Source organism: Ottowia sp. (assembly GCF_047975795.1).
Lineage (GTDB): Bacteria > Pseudomonadota > Gammaproteobacteria > Burkholderiales > Burkholderiaceae_C > Ottowia.
Genome location: NZ_JBKEEE010000095.1, coordinates 19,829 through 44,304 on the forward strand (window position 1 = coordinate 19,829; position 24,476 = coordinate 44,304).

The 24,476-nt window shown below is 60.6% G+C and carries 23 protein-coding genes and 1 tRNA gene; 13 read left to right on the forward strand and 11 right to left on the reverse strand.

Going from position 1 to position 24,476, the window contains the following annotated elements; all coding sequences use genetic code 11:
- The first annotated feature begins 9 nt into the window (after positions 1–9).
- The 6 genes from ACK5NW_RS14430 to ACK5NW_RS14455 all read left to right on the forward strand — a co-directional run bounded on the left by ACK5NW_RS14430 (position 10) and on the right by ACK5NW_RS14455 (position 5,661).
- Positions 10–540 carry a F0F1 ATP synthase subunit delta gene (locus ACK5NW_RS14430; protein ID WP_416929270.1) on the forward strand — a complete coding sequence of 177 codons (531 nt, stop codon included), beginning with the start codon at positions 10–12 and terminating at the stop codon, positions 538–540.
- Positions 541–600: 60 nt separating this feature from the next.
- Complete coding sequence (gene atpA, locus ACK5NW_RS14435) at positions 601–2,160, forward strand: F0F1 ATP synthase subunit alpha (protein ID WP_416929272.1); 1,560 nt, start codon at positions 601–603, stop codon at positions 2,158–2,160.
- A 23-nt stretch (positions 2,161–2,183) separates the two neighbouring features.
- Positions 2,184–3,062, forward strand: a complete 879-nt coding sequence (atpG, locus tag ACK5NW_RS14440; RefSeq protein WP_416929274.1) for a F0F1 ATP synthase subunit gamma — start codon at positions 2,184–2,186, stop codon at positions 3,060–3,062.
- Between the two features lie 38 nt (positions 3,063–3,100).
- Positions 3,101–4,507: a F0F1 ATP synthase subunit beta gene (gene atpD / locus ACK5NW_RS14445; protein WP_416929276.1), complete on the forward strand. Its 1,407-nt coding sequence runs from the start codon at positions 3,101–3,103 to the stop codon at positions 4,505–4,507.
- Positions 4,508–4,537: 30 nt separating this feature from the next.
- Positions 4,538–4,957, forward strand: coding sequence for a F0F1 ATP synthase subunit epsilon (locus ACK5NW_RS14450; RefSeq protein WP_416929278.1), 420 nt, complete (start codon positions 4,538–4,540; stop codon positions 4,955–4,957).
- 116 nt (positions 4,958–5,073) lie between these two features.
- Positions 5,074–5,661 (forward strand): cyclic nucleotide-binding domain-containing protein, encoded by a 588-nt coding sequence (locus tag ACK5NW_RS14455; protein WP_416929280.1) that lies wholly within the window; start codon positions 5,074–5,076, stop codon positions 5,659–5,661.
- A 36-nt stretch (positions 5,662–5,697) separates the two neighbouring features.
- Here the strand turns inward: ACK5NW_RS14455 and ACK5NW_RS14460 are convergent, their stop codons facing one another.
- From ACK5NW_RS14460 to ACK5NW_RS14475, 4 genes are all read right to left on the reverse strand, one after another.
- Positions 5,698–6,246: a TPM domain-containing protein gene (locus ACK5NW_RS14460; RefSeq protein WP_416929282.1), complete on the reverse strand. Its 549-nt coding sequence runs from the start codon at positions 6,244–6,246 to the stop codon at positions 5,698–5,700.
- A gap of 1 nt (position 6,247) precedes the next feature.
- On the reverse strand, positions 6,248–6,436 hold the full coding sequence (locus ACK5NW_RS14465) for a hypothetical protein (protein WP_416929284.1): 189 nt from the start codon (positions 6,434–6,436) through the stop codon (positions 6,248–6,250).
- Between the two features lie 104 nt (positions 6,437–6,540).
- The gene (locus ACK5NW_RS14470; protein ID WP_416929317.1) at positions 6,541–7,143 is read right to left on the reverse strand and encodes a TPM domain-containing protein; all 603 of its coding nucleotides are present in this window, start codon (positions 7,141–7,143) and stop codon (positions 6,541–6,543) included.
- Positions 7,144–7,256: 113 nt separating this feature from the next.
- Positions 7,257–7,853, reverse strand: coding sequence for a LemA family protein (locus ACK5NW_RS14475; protein ID WP_416929286.1), 597 nt, complete (start codon positions 7,851–7,853; stop codon positions 7,257–7,259).
- Between the two features lie 358 nt (positions 7,854–8,211).
- On the opposite strand from ACK5NW_RS14475, the gene ACK5NW_RS14480 reads away from it, so the two are divergent.
- Complete coding sequence (locus ACK5NW_RS14480) at positions 8,212–8,658, forward strand: YybH family protein (protein WP_416929288.1); 447 nt, start codon at positions 8,212–8,214, stop codon at positions 8,656–8,658.
- 67 nt (positions 8,659–8,725) lie between these two features.
- The gene (locus ACK5NW_RS14485) at positions 8,726–9,283 is read left to right on the forward strand and encodes a DUF2946 family protein (protein WP_416929290.1); all 558 of its coding nucleotides are present in this window, start codon (positions 8,726–8,728) and stop codon (positions 9,281–9,283) included.
- 112 nt (positions 9,284–9,395) lie between these two features.
- Here the strand turns inward: ACK5NW_RS14485 and ACK5NW_RS14490 are convergent, their stop codons facing one another.
- The 4 genes from ACK5NW_RS14490 to ACK5NW_RS14505 all read right to left on the reverse strand — a co-directional run bounded on the left by ACK5NW_RS14490 (position 9,396) and on the right by ACK5NW_RS14505 (position 16,587).
- Positions 9,396–10,376: a c-type cytochrome gene (locus tag ACK5NW_RS14490; protein WP_416929292.1), complete on the reverse strand. Its 981-nt coding sequence runs from the start codon at positions 10,374–10,376 to the stop codon at positions 9,396–9,398.
- A gap of 177 nt (positions 10,377–10,553) precedes the next feature.
- Positions 10,554–12,107 carry an efflux transporter outer membrane subunit gene (locus tag ACK5NW_RS14495; protein ID WP_416929294.1) on the reverse strand — a complete coding sequence of 518 codons (1,554 nt, stop codon included), beginning with the start codon at positions 12,105–12,107 and terminating at the stop codon, positions 10,554–10,556.
- Positions 12,104–15,298 (reverse strand): efflux RND transporter permease subunit, encoded by a 3,195-nt coding sequence (locus ACK5NW_RS14500; RefSeq protein ID WP_416929296.1) that lies wholly within the window; start codon positions 15,296–15,298, stop codon positions 12,104–12,106. Before ACK5NW_RS14500 ends, ACK5NW_RS14495 begins: the two co-directional genes overlap by 4 nt.
- 20 nt (positions 15,299–15,318) lie before the next feature.
- Positions 15,319–16,587: an efflux RND transporter periplasmic adaptor subunit gene (locus tag ACK5NW_RS14505; protein WP_416929298.1), complete on the reverse strand. Its 1,269-nt coding sequence runs from the start codon at positions 16,585–16,587 to the stop codon at positions 15,319–15,321.
- Positions 16,588–17,061: 474 nt separating this feature from the next.
- Between ACK5NW_RS14505 and ACK5NW_RS14510 the strand changes: the two genes are divergently transcribed.
- Positions 17,062–17,137, forward strand: a tRNA-Arg gene (locus ACK5NW_RS14510).
- A 27-nt stretch (positions 17,138–17,164) separates the two neighbouring features.
- On the opposite strand, the gene ACK5NW_RS14515 is transcribed toward ACK5NW_RS14510, so the two are convergent.
- Entirely contained in the window at positions 17,165–17,944 is a 780-nt protein-coding gene (locus ACK5NW_RS14515) for a nucleotidyltransferase family protein (RefSeq protein WP_416929301.1), read from the reverse strand.
- Positions 17,941–18,345 carry an S-adenosylmethionine decarboxylase family protein gene (locus ACK5NW_RS14520; protein WP_416929303.1) on the reverse strand — a complete coding sequence of 135 codons (405 nt, stop codon included), beginning with the start codon at positions 18,343–18,345 and terminating at the stop codon, positions 17,941–17,943. The genes ACK5NW_RS14515 and ACK5NW_RS14520 overlap by 4 nt, the downstream gene beginning before the upstream one ends.
- A gap of 124 nt (positions 18,346–18,469) precedes the next feature.
- Here ACK5NW_RS14520 and tkt point away from each other — a divergent pair, with 124 nt between their 5' ends.
- From tkt to gap, 4 genes are read left to right on the forward strand one after another with little or no spacing between them, the layout of a single operon-like run.
- On the forward strand, positions 18,470–20,527 hold the full coding sequence (tkt, locus tag ACK5NW_RS14525) for a transketolase (protein ID WP_416929305.1): 2,058 nt from the start codon (positions 18,470–18,472) through the stop codon (positions 20,525–20,527).
- Positions 20,528–20,541: 14 nt separating this feature from the next.
- On the forward strand, positions 20,542–21,624 hold the full coding sequence (locus tag ACK5NW_RS14530) for an AAA family ATPase (RefSeq protein ID WP_416929307.1): 1,083 nt from the start codon (positions 20,542–20,544) through the stop codon (positions 21,622–21,624).
- Complete coding sequence (locus ACK5NW_RS14535; RefSeq protein WP_416929309.1) at positions 21,625–22,308, forward strand: DUF4276 family protein; 684 nt, start codon at positions 21,625–21,627, stop codon at positions 22,306–22,308.
- A 25-nt stretch (positions 22,309–22,333) separates the two neighbouring features.
- Entirely contained in the window at positions 22,334–23,335 is a 1,002-nt protein-coding gene (gene gap, locus ACK5NW_RS14540; RefSeq protein ID WP_416929311.1) for a type I glyceraldehyde-3-phosphate dehydrogenase, read from the forward strand.
- A 143-nt stretch (positions 23,336–23,478) separates the two neighbouring features.
- Here gap and miaB read toward each other — a convergent pair.
- The coding region (gene miaB, locus ACK5NW_RS14545; RefSeq protein ID WP_416929313.1) for a tRNA (N6-isopentenyl adenosine(37)-C2)-methylthiotransferase MiaB at positions 23,479–24,476 on the reverse strand (998 nt) is incomplete at its 5' end.

Genomic DNA, 24,476 nt, shown 5'->3' on the forward strand with positions numbered 1-24,476 from the left:
CGCAACGACATGGCCGAACTAGCCACCATTGCCAGACCGTACGCCGAGGCCCTGTTCAAGGTCAGTCGCAGCGATGCGGCGCAAACCCAGCGTTGGCTGGACGCCATTGCAGCAGCGGCCAGCACGCCGCAGTTGCTGCAATTTGCGGTCAACCCAAAAGCCAGCGCCGATCAGGTTTACCAGTTGGCGTCTGCGGCTTTGTCTTCGCCTTTGCCAGAGCAGGGCGCCAACTTTTTGCAGACGGTCATCAGCAATGACCGCTTGGCTGCGTTGCCCGAGGTTGCCAAGCAATTTCGTCAACTGGCCAACGCGCAAAGCGGGCGCTCTGATGCTGTGATTTACAGCGCTTTCCCCATCGAAGGTGGTGAGCTGGCGGATTTGAAAGCCGTGCTGCAAAAGCGTTTTGGCCGTGATCTGGAAACGCAGGTGCGTATCGACCCCGATTTGATCGGTGGCGTGCGCGTGGTTGTGGGCGACGAGGTGCTGGACACCTCCGTCAAAGCCCGTTTGCAACAAATGAAGCAGGCTCTCACTGCCTGATGTATCACATGCATCAGAACGAGCGCCCTCGGTATTAATTAAGACTTTAAGGAAAGAGTCATGCAACTCAATCCCACCGAAATTTCAGAACTGATCAAGAGTCGCATCGAGGGCCTTGGCGTCAGCGCCGATGTTCGCAACCAGGGCACCGTGGTATCGGTGACCGACGGTATCGTGCGCATTCACGGACTGTCGGATGCCATGCAAGGTGAGATGCTGGAGTTTCCGCCCACTGCCGATGGTCAGCCCACGTTTGGTCTGGCGCTGAACCTGGAGCGCGACTCCGTCGGTGCCGTGATCTTGGGCGAGTACGAGCACATCTCCGAAGGCGATACCGTCAAGTGCACGGGCCGCATTCTGGAAGTGCCTGTAGGCCCTGAGTTGATTGGCCGCGTGGTCAACGCCCTGGGCCAGCCCATCGACGGCAAAGGCCCGATCAATGCCAAGATGACGGACGTGATCGAAAAGGTTGCTCCCGGCGTGATCGCGCGCCAGTCGGTCAGCCAGCCGGTACAAACTGGTTTGAAGGCCATTGACTCGATGGTGCCGATTGGGCGCGGCCAGCGCGAATTGATCATTGGTGACCGCCAGACCGGCAAGACCGCCGTGGCGATTGATTCGATCATCAACCAGAAAGGTCAGAACATGACCTGCGTGTACGTCGCCATCGGCCAGAAGGCGTCGTCCATCAAGAACGTGGTGCGCGCGCTGGAGCAAGCCGGTGCCATGGATTACACCATCGTGGTGGCCGCTTCGGCCTCTGAATCTGCCGCCATGCAGTATGTGGCCGCCTATTCGGGCTGCACCATGGGCGAATACTTCCGCGATCGCGGCCAGGACGCGCTGATCATCTATGACGATTTGTCCAAGCAGGCCGTGGCCTACCGCCAGGTGTCGTTGCTGTTGCGCCGCCCGCCCGGTCGCGAGGCCTATCCCGGTGACGTGTTCTATCTGCACAGCCGTTTGCTGGAGCGCGCCGCCCGCGTCAACGCCGAGTACGTTGAAAAGTTCACCAAAGGTGAGGTTAAAGGCCAAACCGGATCGCTCACAGCGTTGCCCATCATTGAAACCCAGGCGGGCGACGTGTCGGCTTTCGTGCCGACCAACGTGATCTCGATCACCGACGGCCAGATCTTTTTGGAAACCAATCTGTTCAACGCCGGTATCCGCCCCGCCATCAACGCCGGTATCTCGGTGTCGCGCGTCGGCGGCGCGGCCCAGACCGATCTGATCAAGAAACTGTCCGGCGGTATCCGTACTGACTTGGCGCAGTACCGTGAACTGGCGGCTTTTGCCCAGTTTGCCTCTGACCTGGACGATGCCACGCGCAAGCAGTTGGACCGTGGCGCGCGTGTGACTGAGCTGCTTAAACAGGCGCAATACAACCCGCTGCCGATTGCACTGATGGCGGCCTCGTTGGTGGCCGTCAACAAAGGCTTCATGGACGATCTTGAGGTCAAACAGGTGCTGCCGTTTGAGCATGGTTTGCACGCCTACCTGAAAGACAAGCATGCTGCTTTGCTGCAAAAGCTGGAGGGCGGCAAGGCGCTGGACAAGGACAAGGAAGCGGATGCTGAACTTACGTCGGCGATCGAAGCTTTCAAGAAAACCTTTGCCTAAATCCTTCCAAAGGAGCTGAATCAATGGCAGTCGGCAAGGAAATTCGCGGCAAGATCAAGTCGGTGGAAAACACCAAAAAGATCACCAAAGCCATGGAGATGGTGGCCGCCAGCAAGATGCGCAAGGCGCAGGATCGGATGCGCGCGGCCCGTCCTTACGCCGAGAAGGTGCGCAACATCGCCACCAATCTGGGCGAAGCCAACCCCGAGTACGTGCATGCCTTCATGAAGGTCAACGACGTTAAGCGCGTCGGCTTCATCGTGGTCACTACGGACAAGGGTCTGTGCGGCGGCATGAACACCAACGTGCTGCGCGCTGTCACCGCCAAGCTGCGTGAATTGCAAGGCCAGGGCATCAGCACCGATGCGGTGGCCATTGGCAACAAGGGCTTGGGTTTTCTCAACCGCGTTGGGGCCAAGGTCATTTCGCAAGCGACACAGCTGGGCGATACCCCGCACCTCGACAAACTGGTCGGCCCGGTCAAGGCTCTGCTGGATCTGTACGCCCAAGGTGAATTGAGTGCGGTGTACATCGCCTACACCAGCTTCGTGAACACCATGAAGCAGGATTCGGTGATTGAGACGCTGTTGCCGCTGTCGGCCGAACGCATGCAATCAGAAACCCGCAGCAGCGGCATGCAGCACGCATGGGATTACATCTATGAACCCGATGCGCAGTCGGTCATTGACGACCTGTTGGTGCGCTATCTGGAGGCGTTGGTCTATCAGGCCGTGGCTGAAAACATGGCGTCCGAGCAATCCGCGCGCATGGTGGCCATGAAGGCTGCCACCGACAACGCCGGCAATGTGATTAACGAGCTGAAGCTGGTCTATAACAAAACCCGCCAGGCCGCTATCACCAAAGAGTTGTCAGAAATCGTCGCCGGTGCCGCCGCCGTTTGATACCGGCTTACACACGAATCAAGTTACTGGAACAAAACATGGCTCAAGTTCAAGGAAAAATCGTTCAGTGCATCGGCGCAGTGGTTGACGTCGAATTCCCCCGCAACCAGATGCCCAAGGTGTACGACGCGTTGAAAATGGACGGCACCACCCTGACGCTGGAAGTGCAGCAGCAATTGGGCGACGGCATTGTGCGCACGATTGCCCTGGGTTCATCCGACGGTTTGCGCCGCGGCATGATGGTCAGCAACACCGGTAACCCGATCACGGTACCGGTGGGCCAAGCCACGCTGGGTCGCATCATGGACGTGCTGGGCAACCCTATTGACGAACGCGGTCCGGTCAGCCTGGATCAAACCGCCTCCATCCACCGCAAAGCCCCCACTTATGACGAGCTGAGTCCATCGCAAGAGCTGCTGGAAACTGGCATCAAGGTGATTGACCTGATTTGTCCGTTCGCCAAGGGTGGCAAGGTGGGGCTGTTCGGCGGCGCCGGTGTGGGCAAGACCGTGAACATGATGGAGCTGATCAACAACATCGCCAAGGCGCACTCGGGCCTGTCGGTGTTCGCGGGCGTCGGCGAGCGCACCCGTGAAGGCAACGACTTCTACCACGAGATGGCTGAATCCAAGGTGGTGGATCTGGACAACCTGGGCAACTCCAAGGTGTCGATGGTCTACGGCCAGATGAACGAGCCGCCTGGCAACCGCTTGCGCGTAGCGCTGACGGGCTTGACCATTGCCGAATCATTCCGTGACGAAGGCCGCGACGTGCTGTTCTTCGTCGACAACATTTACCGTTACACGCTGGCTGGTACCGAGGTGTCGGCTCTGCTAGGCCGCATGCCTTCTGCTGTGGGTTATCAGCCGACGCTGGCCGAAGAAATGGGCCGTTTGCAAGAGCGCATTACCTCCACCAAGGTCGGCTCCATCACCTCGATTCAAGCCGTCTACGTGCCGGCCGATGACCTGACCGACCCGTCGCCCGCCACCACCTTTGCCCACCTGGATTCCACTGTGGTGCTGTCGCGCGACATTGCGGCGCTGGGCATCTACCCCGCCGTCGATCCGCTCGACTCGACCAGCCGCCAGCTCGATCCGCTGGTGGTGGGTGACGAGCACTACTCCGTGGCCCGCCAGGTGCAGGGCACGCTGCAGCGCTACAAAGAGCTGCGCGACATCATCGCCATTCTGGGTATGGACGAGCTGTCACCAGAGGACAAGTTGGCCGTGGCCCGTGCACGCAAGATCCAGCGCTTTTTGAGCCAGCCCTTCCATGTGGCTGAAGTGTTTACCGGTTCGCCCGGCAAATACGTGTCTTTGAAAGACACCATCCGTGGCTTCAAGATGATTGTGGATGGCGAGTGCGACCACATGCCCGAGCAGGCGTTCTACATGGTGGGCACCATTGACGAAGCCATGGAGAAAGCCAAGAAGGTGGCCTAAGGTCATCCCACACAAAAAGGCCCTTGAAACATGGCAAACACCATTCACGTCGATGTGGTCAGCGCGGAAGAGTCTATCTATTCCGGCGAGGCCACGTTCGTTGCCCTGCCGGGTGAGGCAGGCGAGCTGGGCATTTACCCACGCCACACACCGCTGATTACCCGCATCAAGCCTGGTTCGGTACGCGTTGAAACCGAAGGCGGTGGCGAAGAATTCATCTTTGTGGCCGGTGGCATTCTGGAGGTGCAGCCCAACCGGGTGACTGTGCTGTCTGATACGGCCATTCGCGGCAAGGACTTGGACGAAGAAAAAGCCAACAGCGCCAGGCGCGAAGCTGAAGAGGCACTTAAAAATGCCAAGAGCGAGATTGACATGGCCCGCGCCACGTCTGAACTGGCTGTGATGGCGGCGCAAATTGCCGCATTGCGCAAGTACCGCCAAAAACGCTGAAGCCGTTGCGGTGTACGCACACCATTGCGGAGCTTCGCTGCAAAGCAAGCCCCGCTTTTTCATGTGTATTGACTTTTGGGGCTGATTGAGCGGCGTTTGTTTCTACAATAAGAAACATGTTTGGCAGCAAAACCAAAGCCGGAGTCAACGCGCAAATGCATGCGGCTGCGTTGCTGATCACCGATGGTGCTTTGGTGGAACTCAGCCTCACAGATGCGCAAAAAATTGTCAGCTACATGCAGCCCAAGCTGGCCAAAGCCGGTGAAGTGCTGATTCGCGAAGGCGAAACGCTGCACAGCGACTTCATGGCCTTGCTGATGGAAGGTGAAGTCACGGTAGAAAGCTCAGTACCCGCTGCCCATGGCAGCATGGTGGTATCGGTACTGGGATCGGGCAGTTTGATTGGCGAGATGGGCGTGATTGACGGCGGCCCGCGTTCGGCCACCTGCACCGCTGCTACCGACCTGGCCTTGGCAGTGCTGACCCGCGATGCGATTTCGCGCTTGATTGAAGATGCGCCTGCTGTGGCCGCCCGCCTGTTGCTGGCCATGGCCAAGCGCATGTCGGACCATTTGCGCGAAACCAACCGCAAGCTGACCAAGTTTGCCCAGGTCACCAAAGCCATTCAGCAAGAGTTGGATGCGGCCCATTCGGTCAACCGTCGGCTGTTGGATCAAATGTCCAAAGCCTCGACTTCTCGCTGAGTTTGACTCGATCTGGTCCAGCAACGCAGTCGGGCTTTACCGCAACACCGGCTCGTCAGGCAGTTGGTTCAAGCGGTGACTCAGCGCGTCATCTGTCTGTGCCGCTTGCGGAAAATGCTCGACCAGCAGGGCGGACACTTCTTCCAGCGCCTGCGTCAACCCGTTTTCAAGGTCCTCTCCAAGGTGCGCCTGTTCCATGCGTTGCATGATGGTGGACCAGCCTTCCTTGCCGACCAAACGGTCAATGCCGCGGTCAGCCACCAATTCAATCGCGTGCTCAGCCAACAGAAGGTAAATCAGCACACCATTGTTGTGCTCGGTGTCCCACAGGCGCAGCTTGGCAAACATCATCAACGCGCGTTCGCGCACGATCTGGCGCATGGGGGTGCCGCCGCGCCAATGTCGCCACAAATAACTGGGTGGCAAGCCGCCTTCGACGCAAATGCGCACTTCGCCTGTATGACGCTGTTCGCTGGCGGCCACCCGGTTGCGCAGGCGTTCAGCCATATCAGGCGGCACGGCGCGATGGGCATCGCTGGCATCCAGCCAGCGGTGGCGAATCAGGCGTATCAAGGTTTTCAACATGTCACCAGTCCCCGCTGGCACCGCCGCCACCAAAGTCACCGCCGCCACCAAAGTCACCGCCACCGCCCGAGCTGAAACCGCTGGAGCTGGAGCTGGAGCTGGAGGATGATGAACCGCTGCTCCAGCCGCCACTTCCCCTTGATGACGGGAAATACACCACGCCCCCGTCCTGACGGCGGCCTTGTGTCATGCCTATAGGCGTGCCTTTGCTACCAAACGCAAATACTATCGTCCCCAAGGCCACGCAGAGGGAGAACCACAGAATGGCGGTCACGTTAAATGCCATCCCGCCCATCACTGCGCCAGCAAGCAAGGCACCCCACTTGCGACCGAGTGTCGCACAGGCAAAAAAAGTGATGATGGGCACGAGTGCATACGAGGCTGCCATGAGCCAGATGATGTCAAAAACACCCACTGAACGGGTTGTCTGTGTTTGGATGGCCACAGGGGGGGCAATGCCTCGCCTCGGATGCGCGCGTTCAACTGATCCACGGCTGCCGTGATTCCGCCCGCAAAGTCGCCTGCACGAAAGCGTGGCTTGATGGCCTCGTCAATGATGTGCCGCGCCGCAATGTCGGGAATAGCCCCTTCCAGCGTTTTGGCCACCTCGATGCGCACGCGCCGGTCTTTCAGCGCCACCAGCAGGATGACCCCATCGCCCACACCGTCACGGCCAATCTTCCACGCATTGCCCACGCGGTTGGCGTAGCTGGCGATGTCTTCGGGTACGGTGGTGGGCACCATCAGCACCACCAGTTGTGCGCCTTTGTCACGCTCCAGCGTGGCCAGTGTGGCTTCAAGCTGCGCAATCTGTGCGGTGTCGAGCGTGCCGGTCTGGTCAATCACCTGCCCGGTCAGCGCAGGCACAGGCAGCACGGATTGCGCGGCAGCGTTCACTGCCAAGATAGCTATCAATAAAATAGCTGTCAACGCCTTAAATGCTGGCGCTAAAAGGTGTTTCTTCTTATAAAAATCAATACCCGCCAAAGAGCAGCTCCATGCAGCACGCATCAAGGGCCAAAACCCACCTTGGGGGGCCGCGAAATGGCAGCTTCATCAGCAACGGAAAAACTTTCTTTCGGTGCATAGCCAAACACCTTGGCCGTGATGTTGGTGGGAAATTCGCGTGCCTTCACGTTGTATTCCTGCACGGCTTGGATGTAGCGGCCGCGCGCGACGGCGATGCGGTTTTCGGTGCCTTCCAGCGCGACGCGCAAGTCTGCAAACCCCTTGTTGGCTTTCAGGTCAGGGTAGCGCTCCACCGTCACCATCAGACGCGACAGCGCGCTCGACAACTCGCCTTGCACCGCCTGGTATTGCTGGAACGCTTGCGGGTTACCCAGCGTCTCGGGTGTCACCTGTACTGAGGTGGCCTTGGCGCGCGCTTCAATCACTTTGGTCAATGTCTCTTGTTCAAAATTGGCCTCGCCTTTGACGGTGGCGACCAAATTGTCGATCAGGTCGGCGCGGCGCTGGTATTGGTTGGTGACTTCGTTCCAAGCGGCCTTGGCCGCTTCATCCAGACGCTGAAAGTCGTTGTAGCCGCAACCGGACAGCGCCAGCGCAGCGGCCAGTGCCAAGCCCCACTTGAAAAACCAGCTTTTCATCAAAACACCTCTTTTCATTGAAACATCAGGCCATTCATGGTGCGAATGCGTGTGTCCAACCATGACACGCTTGCTTCAGTTCAGCGGCCACTTGCCATCCCCTCGTTCTGTCCGTTGATTGCAGGCGCAGGCAGCGTGCTGGGGGGCGATCGTAGCCCGCCGGCTGATCGACAGTGAGCGATTTTCGCAGGTTCAGCGGCTGCATGACCTATGCAAGTGGACTTTCGTGAGACCGCTATGGTTTGACAATCCGCACGCTGACCGGGGTTTTGGTGTAAATACGCTTGGGTTGCGCGGCACAATAGTCTAGTTGACGCCGCTTTCAGACAACCCTGCACAGCCAAATTCCACTTCGCCTATGTCCAAAGCACGTTACCGCGTCGTACACTTTGGCGGCTCTGCCGATGAAGTAGAGTCCGCGTTTTACGAGGCGCTGCAATCCGGCCAGGTCGACCAGATCATGGCCTGCTGGGCCGACGAGGAAGACATTGTGTGCGTGCACCCAGGTGGCCCGCGTCTGGTGGGCGCACTGGCCATTCGCACGTCTTTTGAAGAAATGCTGGCCCATGGCGTGGTGCGGGCGTACCCCGAGCGACTGCGCCGTATCGACAGCCTAGGCGCTGCCGTGCACAGCGTGCTGGAGCGCATTGACATGGTCACCGCCGAGGGCGTTCAGCACGCCTGGGTCGTGTCGACCAACGTCTACCTCAAAACCGCGTTGGGCTGGCGGCTGGTGGCGCGCCACGCCAGCGCCAGCCGCAGCGAAGTGGCGGAGTCGGCCCCACCATCGCAACCGCTGCATTGACCGTGCTGGGTGCTGGCGCGATGGTTTGACGCGGGGCGCGGCATGCATCCAGAACCATAATGGGCACATGGACGACATCGTCAAACAAGCCATGGCCAAATGGCCCAACGTGCCGCATTGCTACGGCTGGCTGGGTCTGGGCGCGCGGGGCAACTGGTATCTGCGAGATACCCAGACCCAGGCGCTGGGCCGTTTTGACAGCGGTGTGCCCGGTGCCAAAGGCGCATTGCTGGAGCACCGCAAGCTGATTGACTTTATTCACCGCAACTACGGCGTGGATACGCACGGACGGTGGTACTTCCAGAACGGCCCGCAGCGGGTGTTTGTGGAACTGGAGGTGACCCCTTGGATCTGGCGCATGGCTTCAGACGGACGGGTGACGGCGCACACGGGTGTCCCCATCAACGATGTGCGGGACGTGCTGCTGGATGAACAAGGGCGTCTCTTTCTGGCGACTGAACTCGGGTTGGGGCTGGTGCATACCCAGGACATGACCTTGGCCGCCCATGAAGTGGAGCAAGGCCGCTGGCAGCCCCGCGAAGTGCGTTCGGCCCACTTGGCCCAGCGCTTTGCTTTTGTAGTCAGTCCTCAGACACAAGGGTCGGCATCTTCTGCTGCCGACTGAGCGCTTTCGCAGAGCGTCATCTTGTCCATGTCCTGCGACGGCAAGAAAAAAACCGACCTGCTGGTCGGCTTTAGGATGAGCGGGCAGCTGGGCGCTGTGCTTGCGTGCCCGCTTATTTCACCGCATCCACCATGTACTGAACGGCTGCTTTCAGCTCGTCGTCGCTGGCGGTGGAGGCACCACGCGGGGGCATGGCTCCTTTGCCGTTGATGGCAATTTTCAGCATCTCGTCCATACCGGCAGCAATGCGCGGATCCCAGGCAGCTTTGTCACCCAGTTTTGGGGCACCGGCCACACCCGAGCCGTGGCACAGCATGCAGGATTTTTCGTACAGCGCCTTGCCTGCGGCACCTGAGGCAGCGCCGCCGCCATTGGTTTCTGCCGCAGCAGGTGTAGCAGCAGCCACGGCAGTTGCGGGTGCAGCCGTTTCGGCGGTGGTTGCTGCTGCGGCTTCGGTGGGTGCCGGTGTCGCAGGCGGTGTCGCAGGCGCCGCAGCTTCGGCGGGTGCAGCAGGGCTGGCGGTCTCGACTGGCGTTGTCGTATCGGCCGGGGCAGCGTCGGCAGGGGCGGCGTCGCCACTGGCCGCCGCATCGGAAGCTGGAGCTTCAGGCTCAGCCAGCTTGCCACCGCCAGCATTGGCCATGTAAACGACGGCGCGGCCAATTTCCAGGTCAGAGAAGTTGCCGCCGCCTTGAGGCGCCATGGCCCCTTTGCCTTTGAGCGCTGAGGTTAGCAGTGCTTCGTAGCCTTGGCCCAGTCGGGGGCCCCATTCGGCAGCGTCCTGGAACTTGGGTGCCCCTGACACGCCTGTGGCATGGCACGCAGCGCATTGCGCGGTGTAAACCTGCTCGCCTGATTGCAGGGGACGGTTGGCGTCACGGATTTCGATGGTGCCCACTTTTTGCAACCGCAAGGCCACGTCGCGCTGGGCATCGTAGGCACCGGGGGCTGTCTTGTTGGACGATGCCACAAAATAAACCAGCCCAATGATGATGAAAACCGGTACCACGAAAGCCGCAAAGCTGGCCCAGAACAGTTGTTTTGGCGTTTTGATCGGCCCGGTATGTGCTTGTTCGTGGGTGGTGTCGCTCATGGCGTCCTCTGCTGGGAATCGAGTCGGTGGTAATGAATCAAATCGTGCGGATTTGTTGAACGCACAGCCCGTGATGGGGCTGTGTCAATAAACGTTTCATTATAGGCGGGTAGCGCCGCCCTGCCCAAGTCTGGCCTATGTGCCAAACATGCCAGTTCGCCGCAAACCAGGCGGCGTTTATTGGCGTACCGTAGGCGGGTTGGGGCTGGCGGCAACCGCTTTGGATGCAGGCGGTTCTGTCCACCCGCCCCCGAGGGCCTTGTACAACTCGACCTCGTTGGCGCGTTGAGCCAGCCGCACTTGGGCCAAGGTTTGCTCAACGGCAAACAGCGAACGCTCGGCGTCCAGCAAGTCAAGGTAGTTGGCCACGCCGTTGCGGTAGCGCAAGTCGGCCAGACGATAGCGGTCTTGTTCGGCCGCCACCTGATCTTGCAGTGCGGCCAGTTGTTCGCCCAGCGTGGCGCGTCCTGCCAGCGCGTCGGCCACTTCGCGGAAGGCGGTCTGGATGGCTTGTTCATACTGGGCCACGGCGATATCGCGCGCCGCTTGTGCGCTGTCCAGTGTGGACTGGTTACGGTCCCAGTCAAAAATCGGCAGCGTCAGGCTGGGGCCGAACGACCAGGCCCGTTGCCCACCAGAGCCAAACAGCCCATCCAGATCGCCACTCACGCGGCCCAGTCCCGCAGTGAGGGTGATGCGTGGGAAAAAGTTGGCCCGCGCTGCGCCAATGTTGGCATTGGCGCTGATGAGCTGTTGTTCGGCCGCCCGGATGTCGGGCCTGCGCAGCAGCAAGTCGGACGGCAGCCCGGCGGGCAATGCGGCAAAACCGGGCAAGGGCGCTGGCGGTGCCACCGACGGTGCAGGCTGGGCCAGGTTGCGCTGCATGTCCGCCTTGGGGGTTGGCGGCACGAGCGGAATAACGCGCTCAGGCAGGGGCTGGCCTACCAGCAAGGTCAACAGGTTGATGTCTTGTGCGTGCAGGCGCACTTGCTGCGCCCGCGTGGCGCGGGCATTGGCTGTCAGCGATTCGGCCTGGCGCATGTCCAGTGCCGAGCTGGTGCCGTTGTCAAAGCGCAGCTTGGTCAGGGCCAACGACTGCTCGCGCGTGACCAGAGTGCGTTCGGCCAAAGCTTGCAAGGCAGTATCGGTCTTGAGCTGCAACCAGGCATTGCTGATGGCGGCCACCAATGCGATCTGGGTGGATTTGCGCGCCTCTTCGGTGGCCAGGTAACTGGCCAGTGCAGCATCTTTGAGTGCCGCCACGCGACCAAAGAAATCCAGCTCCCAGGCCGATACGCCGATTTCGACCGTGTATTGCGAGGCCACGCTGCCCGCGCCCAACACTTCGTACGCATTGGGTGCTGAACGGCTGCCGGAAGCTGATAGCCCTAACGCCGGGAACTGATCCGCGCGCCGGATGCGGTAAGCCGCCCGTGCCTGCTCGATATTGGCAATGGCCACACGCAGATCGCGGTTGGAGGTCAGCCCCAGGTCAATCAGCTCGCGCAAGTCTTTGTCTTGCACAAACTGCTGCCAAGGTAAATCTGCGGCGGGCACGGCGGATGCAGGCTCGTTGACCTGGGCGTTGGCGGGCCATGTGGGAGTCACGGGAGCTTCGGGCCGTTCGTACTTTGGCGTCAAAGAGCAGCCTGCCAGCCCAATCAGCGCGGCCATGGCGGCAGCGCTGATCAAAGAGCGCGAACCGGGAAGGGGTTTGATGTGCGGTGTCATGGAATCTGGACCTCCTTGGGGCCGGTATCGTTTTTATGTTCTTCTTCAGACACTTCCAGCGCCTTGTCCGCCCGGCGTGATTGGTCGCTGCGGAAGATGGAGCGCACCACCAGGAAGAAGATGGGCACCATGAACACGGCCAGCGTCGTGCCCACCAGCATGCCCCACAGCACGCCCGTGCCGATGGCGCGCTGGCTGGCGGCGTTGGCACCTGAAGACAGGTACAGCGGGACCACACCCAGGATGAAGGCGAACGAGGTCATCAAGATCGGACGAAAACGCAGCTTGGCCGCATGCAGGGCCGACTGCACCACGCTCATGCCCTCGGCTTGCAGGTCTTTGGCAAATTCGACGATCAGGATGGCGTTCTTGGCCGATAAGCCAATCACCGTGATCAGTCCGATCTGGAAGTACACGTCATTGGGCATGAAGCGCATGGTTACCCCCAGCAGCGTGCCCAGCACGCCCAGCGGCACCACCAGCACCACCGACAGCGGGATGCTCCAGCTTTCATACAGCGCCGCCAGACACAAGAACACGGCCAGGATGGAGAAGGCGTACAAAATGCCCGCCTGTCCACCGGCCTTTTTCTCATCGAGCGAGATGCTGGTCCATTCATAACCAAAGCCTGCGGGCAGGTTGCCTGCGATGCGCTCCATTTCGGCCATCGCATCGCCTGAAGAGTACCCAGACGCGGGTTCGCCCGTGATGTTCATCGACGGATAGCCCTGGTAGCGCGTCAACTGCATGGGGCCGGTGACCCACTTGGCACTGACCATGGTCGACAGCGGCACGAGCTGACCTTCTCCATTGGGCACCTTGAGCGTCAACACATCCGTGGGCGACATGCGGCTGCCCGCTTCGGCCTGCACCGTCACGCGGCTCATATAACCCAAGTTGGGATAGTCCACCACGTAGGCGGAACCCAGCGCCGTGCTCAACACGGTGTTGATGGACGCTACGCTCACGCCTTGCGCATAGGCCGCATCGCGGTCGATCGTCACCTCCCACTGCGGCGCATCTTCAACGCCTTCGGGGCGCACGGCCACCATCATGGCGCTTTGCGCTGCTTCGCCCAGCATCTGGTTGCGCGCTGCCAGCAGGGCGTCGTGACCCAGACCGCTGCGATCGAGCAGGCGGAACGAGAAGCCGTTGCCCGTGCCCAGCTCAGGAATGGCCGGCGGCGTGATAACGATGATGAAGGCGTCGCGGATGGTGCTGAGCGCGCCCGTCGCACGCCCTGCAAACGTAGTGGCGGATTGGTCTTCATTTGGGCGTTCCTCCCAGTCCTTCAGTGTGCCGAAAGCCAGCGCCATGTTGGGGCCGGTACCGGAGAAGTTGAAGCCGATGATGCTGATGATGGATTGAAGCTCGGGCTGCTTCATCATGTAGTTTTCAACTTCTTCCATCACATTCACCGTGCGCTCCTGGGTGGCCCCCGGAGGTAATTGCACGTTCACCATCACATAGCCCTGGTCTTCAACGGGCAAAAAGCTGGTGGGCAGCCGAGCAAACATCAGCCACACGCAGGCAATGATGGCCACATAAACCCCGAATACCACCCACGCACGGCGCGCCACGCGCACCATGCCTTTTTCATACACGTGGGTCACGCCATTGAAGCTGCGGTTGAACCAGTTGAAGAAGGGGCCGAAGGGGCCGGTTTTCTTGCTGTGGTCATGCCCTTCGGGTAAAGGTTTGAGCAAGGTGGCGCACAGCGCGGGTGTCAGCGTCAGGGCAAAAAAGCCCGAAAACGCGATTGACACTGCCATCACGATGGAGAACTGGCGGTAGATGTTGCCGGTAGCGCCGCTGAAGAACGACAGCGGCAGGAAAACCGAGATCAAGATGATGGTGATGCCGACCACGGCACCCTGGATCTGACTCATAGCCTTGATGGTGGCTTCGCGTGGCGGCAGATGCTCTTCGCCCATAATGCGCTCGACGTTTTCCACCACCACGATGGCGTCGTCCACCACGATGCCGATCACCAGCACCATGGCGAACATGGCCAGGATGTTGATCGACATGCCCGCCGACAGCATGATGGCAAACGTACCCAGCAGCGCCACCGGCACCACAATGGCCGGAATCAACGTGTAGCGCCAGTTCTGCAAAAACACGAACATGACGATGAACACCAGCACCATCGCCTCGCCCAGCGTGTGCACCACCTTCTCGATCGAGATGGCCACGAAGGTCGAGGTGTCGTAGGGGATGTCCCACTCCACGCCGGCAGGTAAAAAACCCGCCAGATTACCCATCAGAGCGCGGATGTCTTTGGACACTGCCATGGCATTGCCCGTCGAGGTCAACTGAATGCCTACAGCTACCGAGGGTTGGCCATTCTGGCGCGAGAGAAAGTTGTAGTCTTCGGTGCCCAGCATTACGCGCCCGATGTCTTTGACGCGAACGGTGGACCCATCAGCGCGCGCGCGCAGCACGATATCGGCAAACTCTTCCGGCGTGGTCAACTGGCCGCTGGGCACCGTGATGTTGGCAGTGATCGGCTGGCCGGGCACAGTGGGTGCATCGCCCAAGTTGCCGCCCGCAATCTGCATGCTCTGGCTCGTGATGGCGTTGTTGACATCGCCCGGTGTCAGGCCAAAGCCCTCCAGCTTGGCCGGGTCGATCCAGATCCGCATGGCGCGACCTGAGGCGAACAGCTGCACATTACCAACGCCGGTCACGCGTTTGAGTTCGGGCACGATGTTGCGATTGACGTAATCAGCCACGTCTTCGCGGGTAGTCTGTCCCGTGGACTGAAACGACACCACCAGTAGGAAACTGGAACCGGCCTTGTCGACCACCACGCCGGTGCGTTTCACCATGTCGGGCAGGCGCGGATTGGCGCGGGCCAGGCGGTTTTGCACGTCCACCTGGGCCAAATCGGGGTCGCGGCCTTGTTCGAACGTTAGTGTCAGCTGTGCGAAGCCGGCAGCGGGCGAGCGCGACTCCATGTACATCATGCCTTCGGCACCGTTCATCTCGCGCTCGATGACGGACATAACGGTCTCGTCGATGGTCTTGGCGCTGGCACCCGGATACGTGGTGGTTACCGTGATGGTGGGCGGCGCGACCGACGGAAACTGCGATATCGGCAATTGCGTGATGGATATGGCACCCGCGATCATCACGAAAATCGCGATGACCCAGGCAAAAATGGGGCGGTGGATGAAGAAGTTGGACATGGCCTTAGGCTTTCTTCAGCTCAGTTTGACGCGGCTTGTGCGGGTGCCGGTGCGGCGGCCTGGCTTTCAGCGGCTGCGCCGGACGCTGCCTGAGGGTCGCTGCCTTTGGGCGACCATGGCACGGGCTTGACGGCCTTGGTGCCCCGGCCCAGCTTTTGCACACCGTCTACGACCACCTGTTCGTCAGCCTTCAGACCATCCGTGATGACCCAACTGGTGCCCTGGGCGTTGCCCACCTTGACCACGCGTTGCTCAACCGCATTGCCTTCGCCCACCACCAGCACGGTGTCGCCTTGCGGGCCGCCGCGCGTGACCGCTTGCTGCGGCAACAACACCGCGTTTTGCACTTGGGCTTGTTGCAAGCGCACACGCACGTACATGCCTGGCAGCAGCAATCCTTTGGGGTTGGGCACTTCGGCGCGCAAGCTCACCTGGCCGGTGCCCGGATCGACGCTGATGTCGGTAAACAGCAAGCGTCCTGGTTGATCGTAAGGCCGTCCATCGTCGTACAGCACTTCCACCTTGGCGGCCTCGCCCGAGCCTGCGCGCTCCAGTTGGCCGGATTGCAGGGCCAGCCGCAACTCAGACACGGCAGCGGCCGATTGCGTGAGGTTGATATACAAAGGGTTGACTTGCTGGATGACGGCCAGTTGCGTCGCCTCCGTGGCGCTGACCAGCGCGCCCTCGGTCACCATCGAGCGGCCAATGCGACCCGAAATGGGCGCGGTAACTGTGGTGTAGCCCAGATTAATGGATGCGGTGCGCACGGCGGCCTTGCCCGCAGCCACCTGACCTGCGGATGCCTTCTCGGCCGCCACGGCGGCATCAAAGTCTTGCTTGCTGACCGCATTGACTTCCACCAACGGGCGATAGCGCGTGACCGTGGCCCTGTTTTGCGCCAGCCCGGCTTCAGCCTGGGCCAATTGCGCTTTGGCGCTTTGCAAGGCCGCGTCGTAAGGTGCGGGGTCGATGCGGTACAGCACCTGGTTTTCCTTGACGTCAGAGCCTTCGGTGAACACGCGCTTGAGCAAAATGCCCGTCGCCCGCGCGCGCACCTGCGCCGTGCGCACCGATTCCAGCCGCCCCGGCAACTCGGTGGACAGCGTCACCGTGCCGGGCTGCACCGTGACCACGCCCACTTCAGGTGGTGGTGCTTCACCCGCCTGTTCCTGGCCTTTCTTTTCGCCACAGGCCGACAGCGCAACTGCCACGCACAAAGCCAACGTACTGGCGCTCAAAGTCTTGCGCACTGCACGGGCACGGCGAGGAGCGGGGATGGGATGGTTCATTTCTGGTTCTCACTTGGCGCAGCCTTGGTAACCCATACAGGGTTAAAGCCGCAGTATTCATTGAAAATAAATCAATAGTTGTACCAGTGCACCCTTGATCGGACACCAGCACAAACATGGTTTGCCTTGCAGCAAAATACTCAGGGGGTGAATGATAACAAGCCGTGCTGATTTTCGTGAACAGCTTGGCAAGTGATCATTTGCTAGCTATAAAGTTACAAACATCCACAAAACGCCGAGTGATGAACGGTAATTTTGGATCGGGCCAATTATTCTCCGCGTCGCTGAGGCGCGCAACATGCGGTTGGGTCGAGCGCAGAAGATTCGCCAGACGCGCCTGCCAGCTGCCCCAGTATCGACTTCAAGAAAGGCCATCATGGCCATCCTGTCGGACAGGGATCACCAATCAGGGATAATGCAGGCCCTGCACACAACGGGCCTGCTTGATGCCAGTAGCCTAGTTGGCACAGCTTCGCGGCTGTAGCTCAGTGGATAGAGTATCGGCCTCCGAAGCCGAGGGTCGTGGGTTCGATCCCCGCCAGCCGCGCCAGATCAAATTTTCAAGCAGCCCAGAACGTCACCCGTTCAGCGCTGCCAGCCGCTCGGGCGTGCCTACATCCGCCCATTCGCCGGTGTAAAGCTCGGCGCTGACCTGGCCTGCTGAGATGGCACGGCGCAGCAAAGGGGCCAAGGGGGCGGCCACGCCTTGCGGGTTGCCGGGGGGGATGCTGCACCAGGGCGGCTCGAACAGGGCGTGGCGGTAAAGGGCGTAGGTGCTGAAAGTCTGGCGCTGACCACCTGCGGGTGCTTCGTTCAGCGCCAGACCATCGGGGCCGATGGCGAAGTCGCCTTGGAGGTTGTGCGGCGGATTGGGCACCAGCCACAAATGGGCCAGCAGGCCGCTGGCGGCAAAGCGCTGCACGGCTTGTGGGCTGAAGCTGAAGCCGGGCGCAAAGATGTCGCCAGCGACGACCCAAAAGATGTCATCCGCTTGCGCAGCCAACAGCGGCAAGGCGCGGACGATGCCACCCAAGGTTTCAAGCGCGCCGCCAAAATCTTGGCCTTCGGATGAAAAGCGCAGATTGAATTGCTCCTCAATTTGTAGCTTTTGACACAATTCAGATAAACGATGAGGGCCAAAATAGCGCTCAATTTTGTCGCCCAGCCATGCGGTGTTGACCACCACACTGCGCACGCCGCCTTGCAGCAGCGCAGAGAGTGGCCATTGCATGAGCGGCTGGCCACGCACGGGCAGCAGGGGCTTGGGCGTGTGGTCGGTCAGCGGGCGCATGCGTTCGCCGCGGCCGGCGGCCAATATCAATGCGCGTGGAGCGGGTGCATTGGCGGCGTGGGTCATGCGCGGTGTACCTTGGCAAGCGCCCCGCGCTGCAAGGCATGGCGTTCAGTGTGGGTGGGCTGAAACAGCGCCAGCAGCGCATCCATCAACTGCTGGGCGGCGCGTGAATGGTCGGCGCTGAAGTTGCACACGTACACGTCCAGCGTGACGGCGTGGCGCTCGGGCCAGGTGTGCACGCACAGGTGGCTTTCGGCCAGCAGCACGGTGGCGGTGACGCCGCCGGGGCTGTCGGCGGGGCTGCCTGCGCTGGGGGCAAAGCCATGCACCAGTTGCCCCACGGGCGTTAACCCCGCGTCGCGCACGGCTTGTACGCAGGCCGCACCCAGCGCGTCGGCCTGGGTCAGCCAATGCGGGCTGCAAGTGCAGCCGTACAGGTCAGCAGTCAGGTGCAATCCTTGCATGGTGCGGGTGAGTTTAAGGGTGGCCTGGACGGCGTGTGCGTACGTCAGAGGCCATTTTTCAGCAGCAGGACAAAGGAGGCCGATAGAATTCACAGTTTCCCCCCACCAACGCCGCACGCGCCCCATGTCCGACATCAAACCCATGGCCAACGCCGTTCGCGTCCTTGCAATGGACGCGGTTCAACAAGCCAATTCCGGGCACCCCGGTGCGCCCATGGGCATGGCCGAGATGGCCTTGGGGCTGTGGGGTGGCCACCTGCGCCACAACCCGGCCAACCCGCAATGGGCCAACCGCGATCGCTTTGTGCTCAGCAACGGCCATGCGTCGATGCTGATTTATGCGCTGCTGCACTTGTCGGGCTACGACCTGCCGTTGCAAGAGCTGAAGAACTTTCGCCAGTTGCACAGCAAAACCGCTGGGCACCCCGAATGGGGCCTGACGCCGGGCGTGGAAACCACCACCGGCCCGCTGGGCCAGGGCATCACCAATGCGGTGGGCATGGCGCTGGCCGAAAAGCTGTTGGCGGCCGAGTTCAACCAGCCGGGACATGCCATCGTCGATCACCACACCTATGTGTTCATGGGCGACGGTTGTCTGATGGAGGGCATCAGCCACGAAGCCTGTGCGCTGGCGGGCGCGTGGAAGTTGAACAAACTGATCGCCCTGTACGACGACAATGGCATCAGTATCGACGGCCAGGTTGCTCCCTGGTTTGTGGACAACACCGCCCAGCGTTTTGAGGCGTACCAGTGGAACGTGATTGGCCCCATCGACGGCCACGACGCCAACGCGGTAGACCGCGCCATTGCCGAGGCCAAACTGAGCGCCGACCGCCCCACGCTGATCATCTGCCGCACCCACATCGGCAAAGGCAGCCCGCACCGGCAAGACACCGCCAAGGCGCATGGCGAGCCGCTGGGGGCTGAAGAAATCTTGCTCACGCGCCAGGCATTGGACTGGCCGCACGGGCCGTTTGTGATTCCGCCCGACATTTACGACCGTTGGGACGCCCGCCCCGCTGGTGCCAAGGCCGAAGACAAGTGGAACGCACTGTTTGCCGCCTACGCCGTCGCCCACCCGGCACTGGCGGCGGAGTTCAAACGCCGCATGGCGGGTGACTTGCCCAGAAACTTTGCTCAGGTGGCGGTGGACGCAGCCGTCGCCGCCCACACTGAAAGCCAAACCGTGGCCAGCCGCAAGGCCAGCCAGATCGCGCTGGAAGCTTTTACCGCCGCCCTGCCCGAGCTGCTGGGCGGCAGTGCCGATCTCACCGGATCCAACCTCACCAACACCAAAAGCACGCCGCCGCTGCGCCTGGACGACGACGGTGCGGTGGTCAAAACCGAAGACGGACACGCATCAGAAGGATGCACTTCGCGCATCGGCCGCCACATCAACTACGGCGTGCGCGAGTTCGGCATGGCCGCCATCATGAACGGCGTGGCCCTGCACGGCGGCTACATCCCCTACGGCGGCACCTTCCTGACCTTCAGCGATTACAGCCGCAACGCCATCCGCATGGCGGCGCTCATGAAGCAGCGCGTGGTGCACGTGTTCACGCACGACTCGATCGGCTTGGGCGAAGACGGCCCCACGCACCAAAGCGTGGAGCACATCGCCAGCCTGCGCCTGATCCCCGGCCTGGACGTCTGGCGCCCGGCCGACACGGCAGAAACCGCCGTCGCCTGGGCCGTGGCGCTGCAAAGCAAAGACCGCCCCACGGCGCTGTGCCTGTCGCGCCAGGGCCTGCCCTATTTGCCTAAGCGCGATCTGGGCGACATCAGCCGCGGCGCGTATGTGCTGAGCGAGCCAAGCGACCTGGGCCTGAAAAAACCAGCGCAGGCCGTCATCATCGCTACCGGCTCCGAAGTGCAGATGGCGCTGAAGGCACAAGAACTTTTAGCGCATGGAAAGATAGCTGTACGTGTCGTCTCCATGCCCAGCACCAGCGTGTTTGACCGCCAGGCCGCCAAGTACAAGCAGCAGGTGTTGCCCGTCGGCCTGCCGCGCGTGGCGGTCGAGATGGGCGTCACCGACGGCTGGTGGAAATATGGCTGTGCTGCCGTGGTCGGCATCGACCGCTACGGCGAATCGGCCCCGGCACCCGAGCTGTTCAAGTTCTTTGGCTTCACGCCGGAGAACGTGGCCGAGACGGTGCAGGCCGCATTGCGGGTGCGCTAAACACAAAGGCAGCCATGTCGCAGGTTCGCTCTTTGACGGTGACCGGATATAAGTCGATCCGTGAACTGAAGAATTTTGAGCTTAAAAACCTGAACGTGCTGATCGGTGCCAATGGGGCGGGCAAAAGCAATTTCATCAGTTTGTTTCGCCTGCTCAATGAGATGTATGAACAGCACTTGGGTGTCTTTGTGCAAACACAAGGCGGTCCGGACGCGCTTTTGCACTTTGGGCGCGGAAAAACAGACCGACTGCATGCCGAATTTTATTTCGCCAACAATGGTTACGCCTTTGACTTGATTCCGACCAACGACAACCGTTTGATTTTTGAACGCGAGATCAGCAAGTTTCTGGGGGTCTATTACGACTCCACTCCAAGTGCTGTATTAAGCACAGGACATGATGAGTCCAAGCTCAAGGTAGCCACAGATCCATATTCGCCCTATGTGCGTAAATCAGTCGACAACTGGCGCGTCTACCATTTTCACGACACCAGCGAAAAAGCAAAAGTCAAGCAAGGGCACTTGGTCAACGACACGCTGCGCCTGAAAACCGACGCCGCCAATCTGGCCGCCTATTTGCGCATGCTGCGGCAAGAGCATGAGGCCGAATATGGGCGTATCGTCAGCACCATTCGGCTAGTGGCTCCGTTTTTTGATGATTTTGTCCATCGGCCGGGCAAGCCGGAGTTCATTGAGCTGGAATGGACACAAGTGGGCAATACCGACACTCCGTTCAAAGCCCACATGCTCTCGGATGGCACGCTGCGCTTCATCTGCTTGGCCACACTGTTGCTACAGCCTCTGGACTTGCTGCCCGATACCGTGCTGATCGACGAACCCGAGTTGGGCCTGCACCCCTACGCTATCTCGGTGCTGGCTGACATGTTCAAGCAAGTTGCAGAAAGGCGGCAATTAATTGTGTCATCGCAATCCGTGGAGTTGGTCAACGAGCTTCAACCCGAAGATGTGATAGTGGTCGACCAGGAAGACGGGGCCTCTACTTTTCGTCGGTTTGAGCAAACTGAGCTTGATGGCTGGCTTCAGGATTACGCCATGGGAGAACTTTGGAAGCGCAACGTACTAGGTGGGAGGCCCTGAATGGTTGCCGTCGTAGTGATCGTTGAGGGGCAGACTGAAGAACGGTTTGTCAAACAATTGGTCGCGCCTGCGCTGCGTCATTTGAAGATATTTCTCAAACCTGAACTCCTGCCCACGTCCAGAACGGGGAAAGGTGGTGCAGTCAGCTTTGATCGATTCAAGTTTCATGCTGTAAACGCACTCAAAAATCAGAAGACGGATGTCGTAACGACTTTTTTGGACTTGTATGCGCTGGATACTCGGTTCCCAGGTTTTGGCGATGCGCTGACCAAAGGCACGTTAGATGCAAAGGTGGAGTGCCTTAATCAATCTTTGCATGAGGCATTGGTGGCGCACGCAGGTTGTCGCCCTGAGCGATTCATTGCGCACATTCAGCCGCATGAGTATGAAGGGCTTTTGTTCTCAGATGTCGAAGCGCTTTGCCGGATTGAGCCTGATTGGGCAGTCTGTGCGCATCACCTCACCAAGGTTCGCGGCGGTTACGACACGCCCGAGCATATCAACGATGGATTTGAAACCAAGCCATCAAAGCGTCTTGAAAGCACGCTCACTCCAAAGTACAAAAAAACGCGGCATGGTCCGTTGGCGGCTGAGAGCATTACGCTCAGTGTCATCGAGCGTGAATGTCGGCACTTTCGCACCTGGATAAATAAATTGCGGGCACTGACCTCATCAACCGTTTGAATCTATTTCATATGAAGGAGAAATCATGACCATCAAAATCGGTATCAACGGCTTTGGCCGCATCGGACGCATGGTGTTCCGTGCTGCTGTGCAAAACTTTTCTGACATCGAAGTCGTCGGCATCAACGACTTGCTGGAGCCGGACTATCTGGCCTACATGCTCAAGTACGACAGCGTGCACGGTCGCTTCAAAGGCGACGTGGCTGTGGAGGGCAATACCCTGGTCGTCAACGGCAAGAAAATTCGCCTGACGGCCGAGCGCGATCCCGCTGCCTTGAAGTGGAGCGAGGTGGGCGCGCAGGTGGTGATCGAATCCACGGGCCTGTTTTTGACCAAAGAAACGGCGCAAAAGCACATCGACGCCGGTGCCCAAAAGGTCATCATGAGCGCGCCCAGCAAGGACGACACGCCGATGTTCGTGCACGGCGTCAACTGCGCCCAATACGCGGGCCAGCCCATCATCAGCAACGCCAGTTGCACCACCAACTGCCTGGCACCTGTGGCCAAGGTGCTGCACGACAAGTGGGGCATCAAGCGCGGCCTGATGACCACGGTGCACGCCGCCACCGCCACGCAAAAAACTGTGGACGGCCCCAGCAACAAAGACTGGCGCGGTGGCCGCGGCATTCTGGAAAACATCATTCCCAGCAGCACCGGCGCGGCCAAGGCGGTGGGCGTGGTGCTGCCTGATCTGAAAGGCAAGCTGACAGGCATGAGCTTTCGCGTGCCCACCTCCGACGTGTCGGTGGTTGATTTGACGGTAGAGCTGGACAAAGCCGCCAAATACGAGGAAATCTGCGCCGAGATGAAGGCGCAAAGCGAAGGCAAGCTCAAAGGCATTCTGGGCTACACCAACGAGAAAGTGGTGGCCACCGACTTCCGTGGTGATGCGCACAGTTCCATCTTTGACGCTGAGGCCGGCATCGCCCTGGACGGCACCTTCGTCAAGCTGGTGAGCTGGTACGACAACGAATGGGGCTACTCCAACCGCTGCCTGGACATGGTGCGCGTGGTCACCAGCAAGTAAGCGCACTTTTTACGTGCAGGTGCCTCAGCACTTGCAGCGTGGCCCAGACTGGCGTTGGCTGGCCTGGGCCGTTTTGTTGGCGGTCGTTGCGGGGCGTTTGATGTCTGGGTATTCGTGTGGGCCGCAGTGGAGGGCAGCTCAAATCAACCCCCAATGGCAACCCGCCCCCTGAGCGAATGCGGCAGCGCCTCCGTGATCGTCACATCCAGCATTTGCCCAGCCAGCCGCGCCCCGTTCGGCCCGCCGTCAAAGTTGACGATGCGGTTGCATTCGGTGCGGCCCATCAACTCTTGCGGATTTTTGCGCGAGGGGCCTTCGACCAGGATGCGCTGGGTGGTGCCGACGCGGCTGGCTGAAATGGCGCGCACGTTCTGCTCGACGGTGGCTTGCAGGTGTTGCAGGCGTTTCAGCTTGACCTGGTGCGGGGTGTCGTCGGCTAGGTTGGCGGCCGGGGTGCCGGGGCGGGGGCTGAAGATGAAGCTGAATGACGCATCAAAACCCACATCGTCGATCAGCTTCATCATCTTGTCGAAATCCTGCTCGGTTTCGCCGGGAAAGCCGACGATGAAGTCGCTGCTCAGGCTGATGCCGGGGCGCACGGCGCGCAGCTTGCGCACGATGGACTTGTATTCCATGGCGGTGTAGCCGCGCTTCATGGCCATCAAAATGCGATCGCTGCCGTGCTGCACCGGCAAATGCAGATGGCTGACCAGTTTGGGCACTTTGCCATACACCTCGATCAGACGCGGGGTGAATTCGTTGGGGTGGCTGGTGGTGTAGCGGATGCGGTCCAGCCCATCGACCTCTGCCAGCGCGCGGATCAGCCCTGCCAGCGTCCAGTCCCCGGCGGCATAGGCGTTGACGTTCTGGCCCAGCAGCGTGATTTCCCGCACGCCCGCCTCCACCAGCGCGCGCGCCTCCGCCAGCACGCGGTCGGCCGGGCGGCTGACCTCCGCCCCGCGGGTGTAGGGAACGACGCAAAAGGCGCAGAACTTGTCGCACCCTTCCTGCACGGTCAGGAAGGCGGTCGGCCCGCGCGATGCGCGCCGCTTCGGCAGACGCTCGAACTTGTCCTCTTCGGGGAAATCGGTGTCGACCGCACGTTCGCCTGCGCGGACGCGCGCTTCCATCTGCGGCAGGC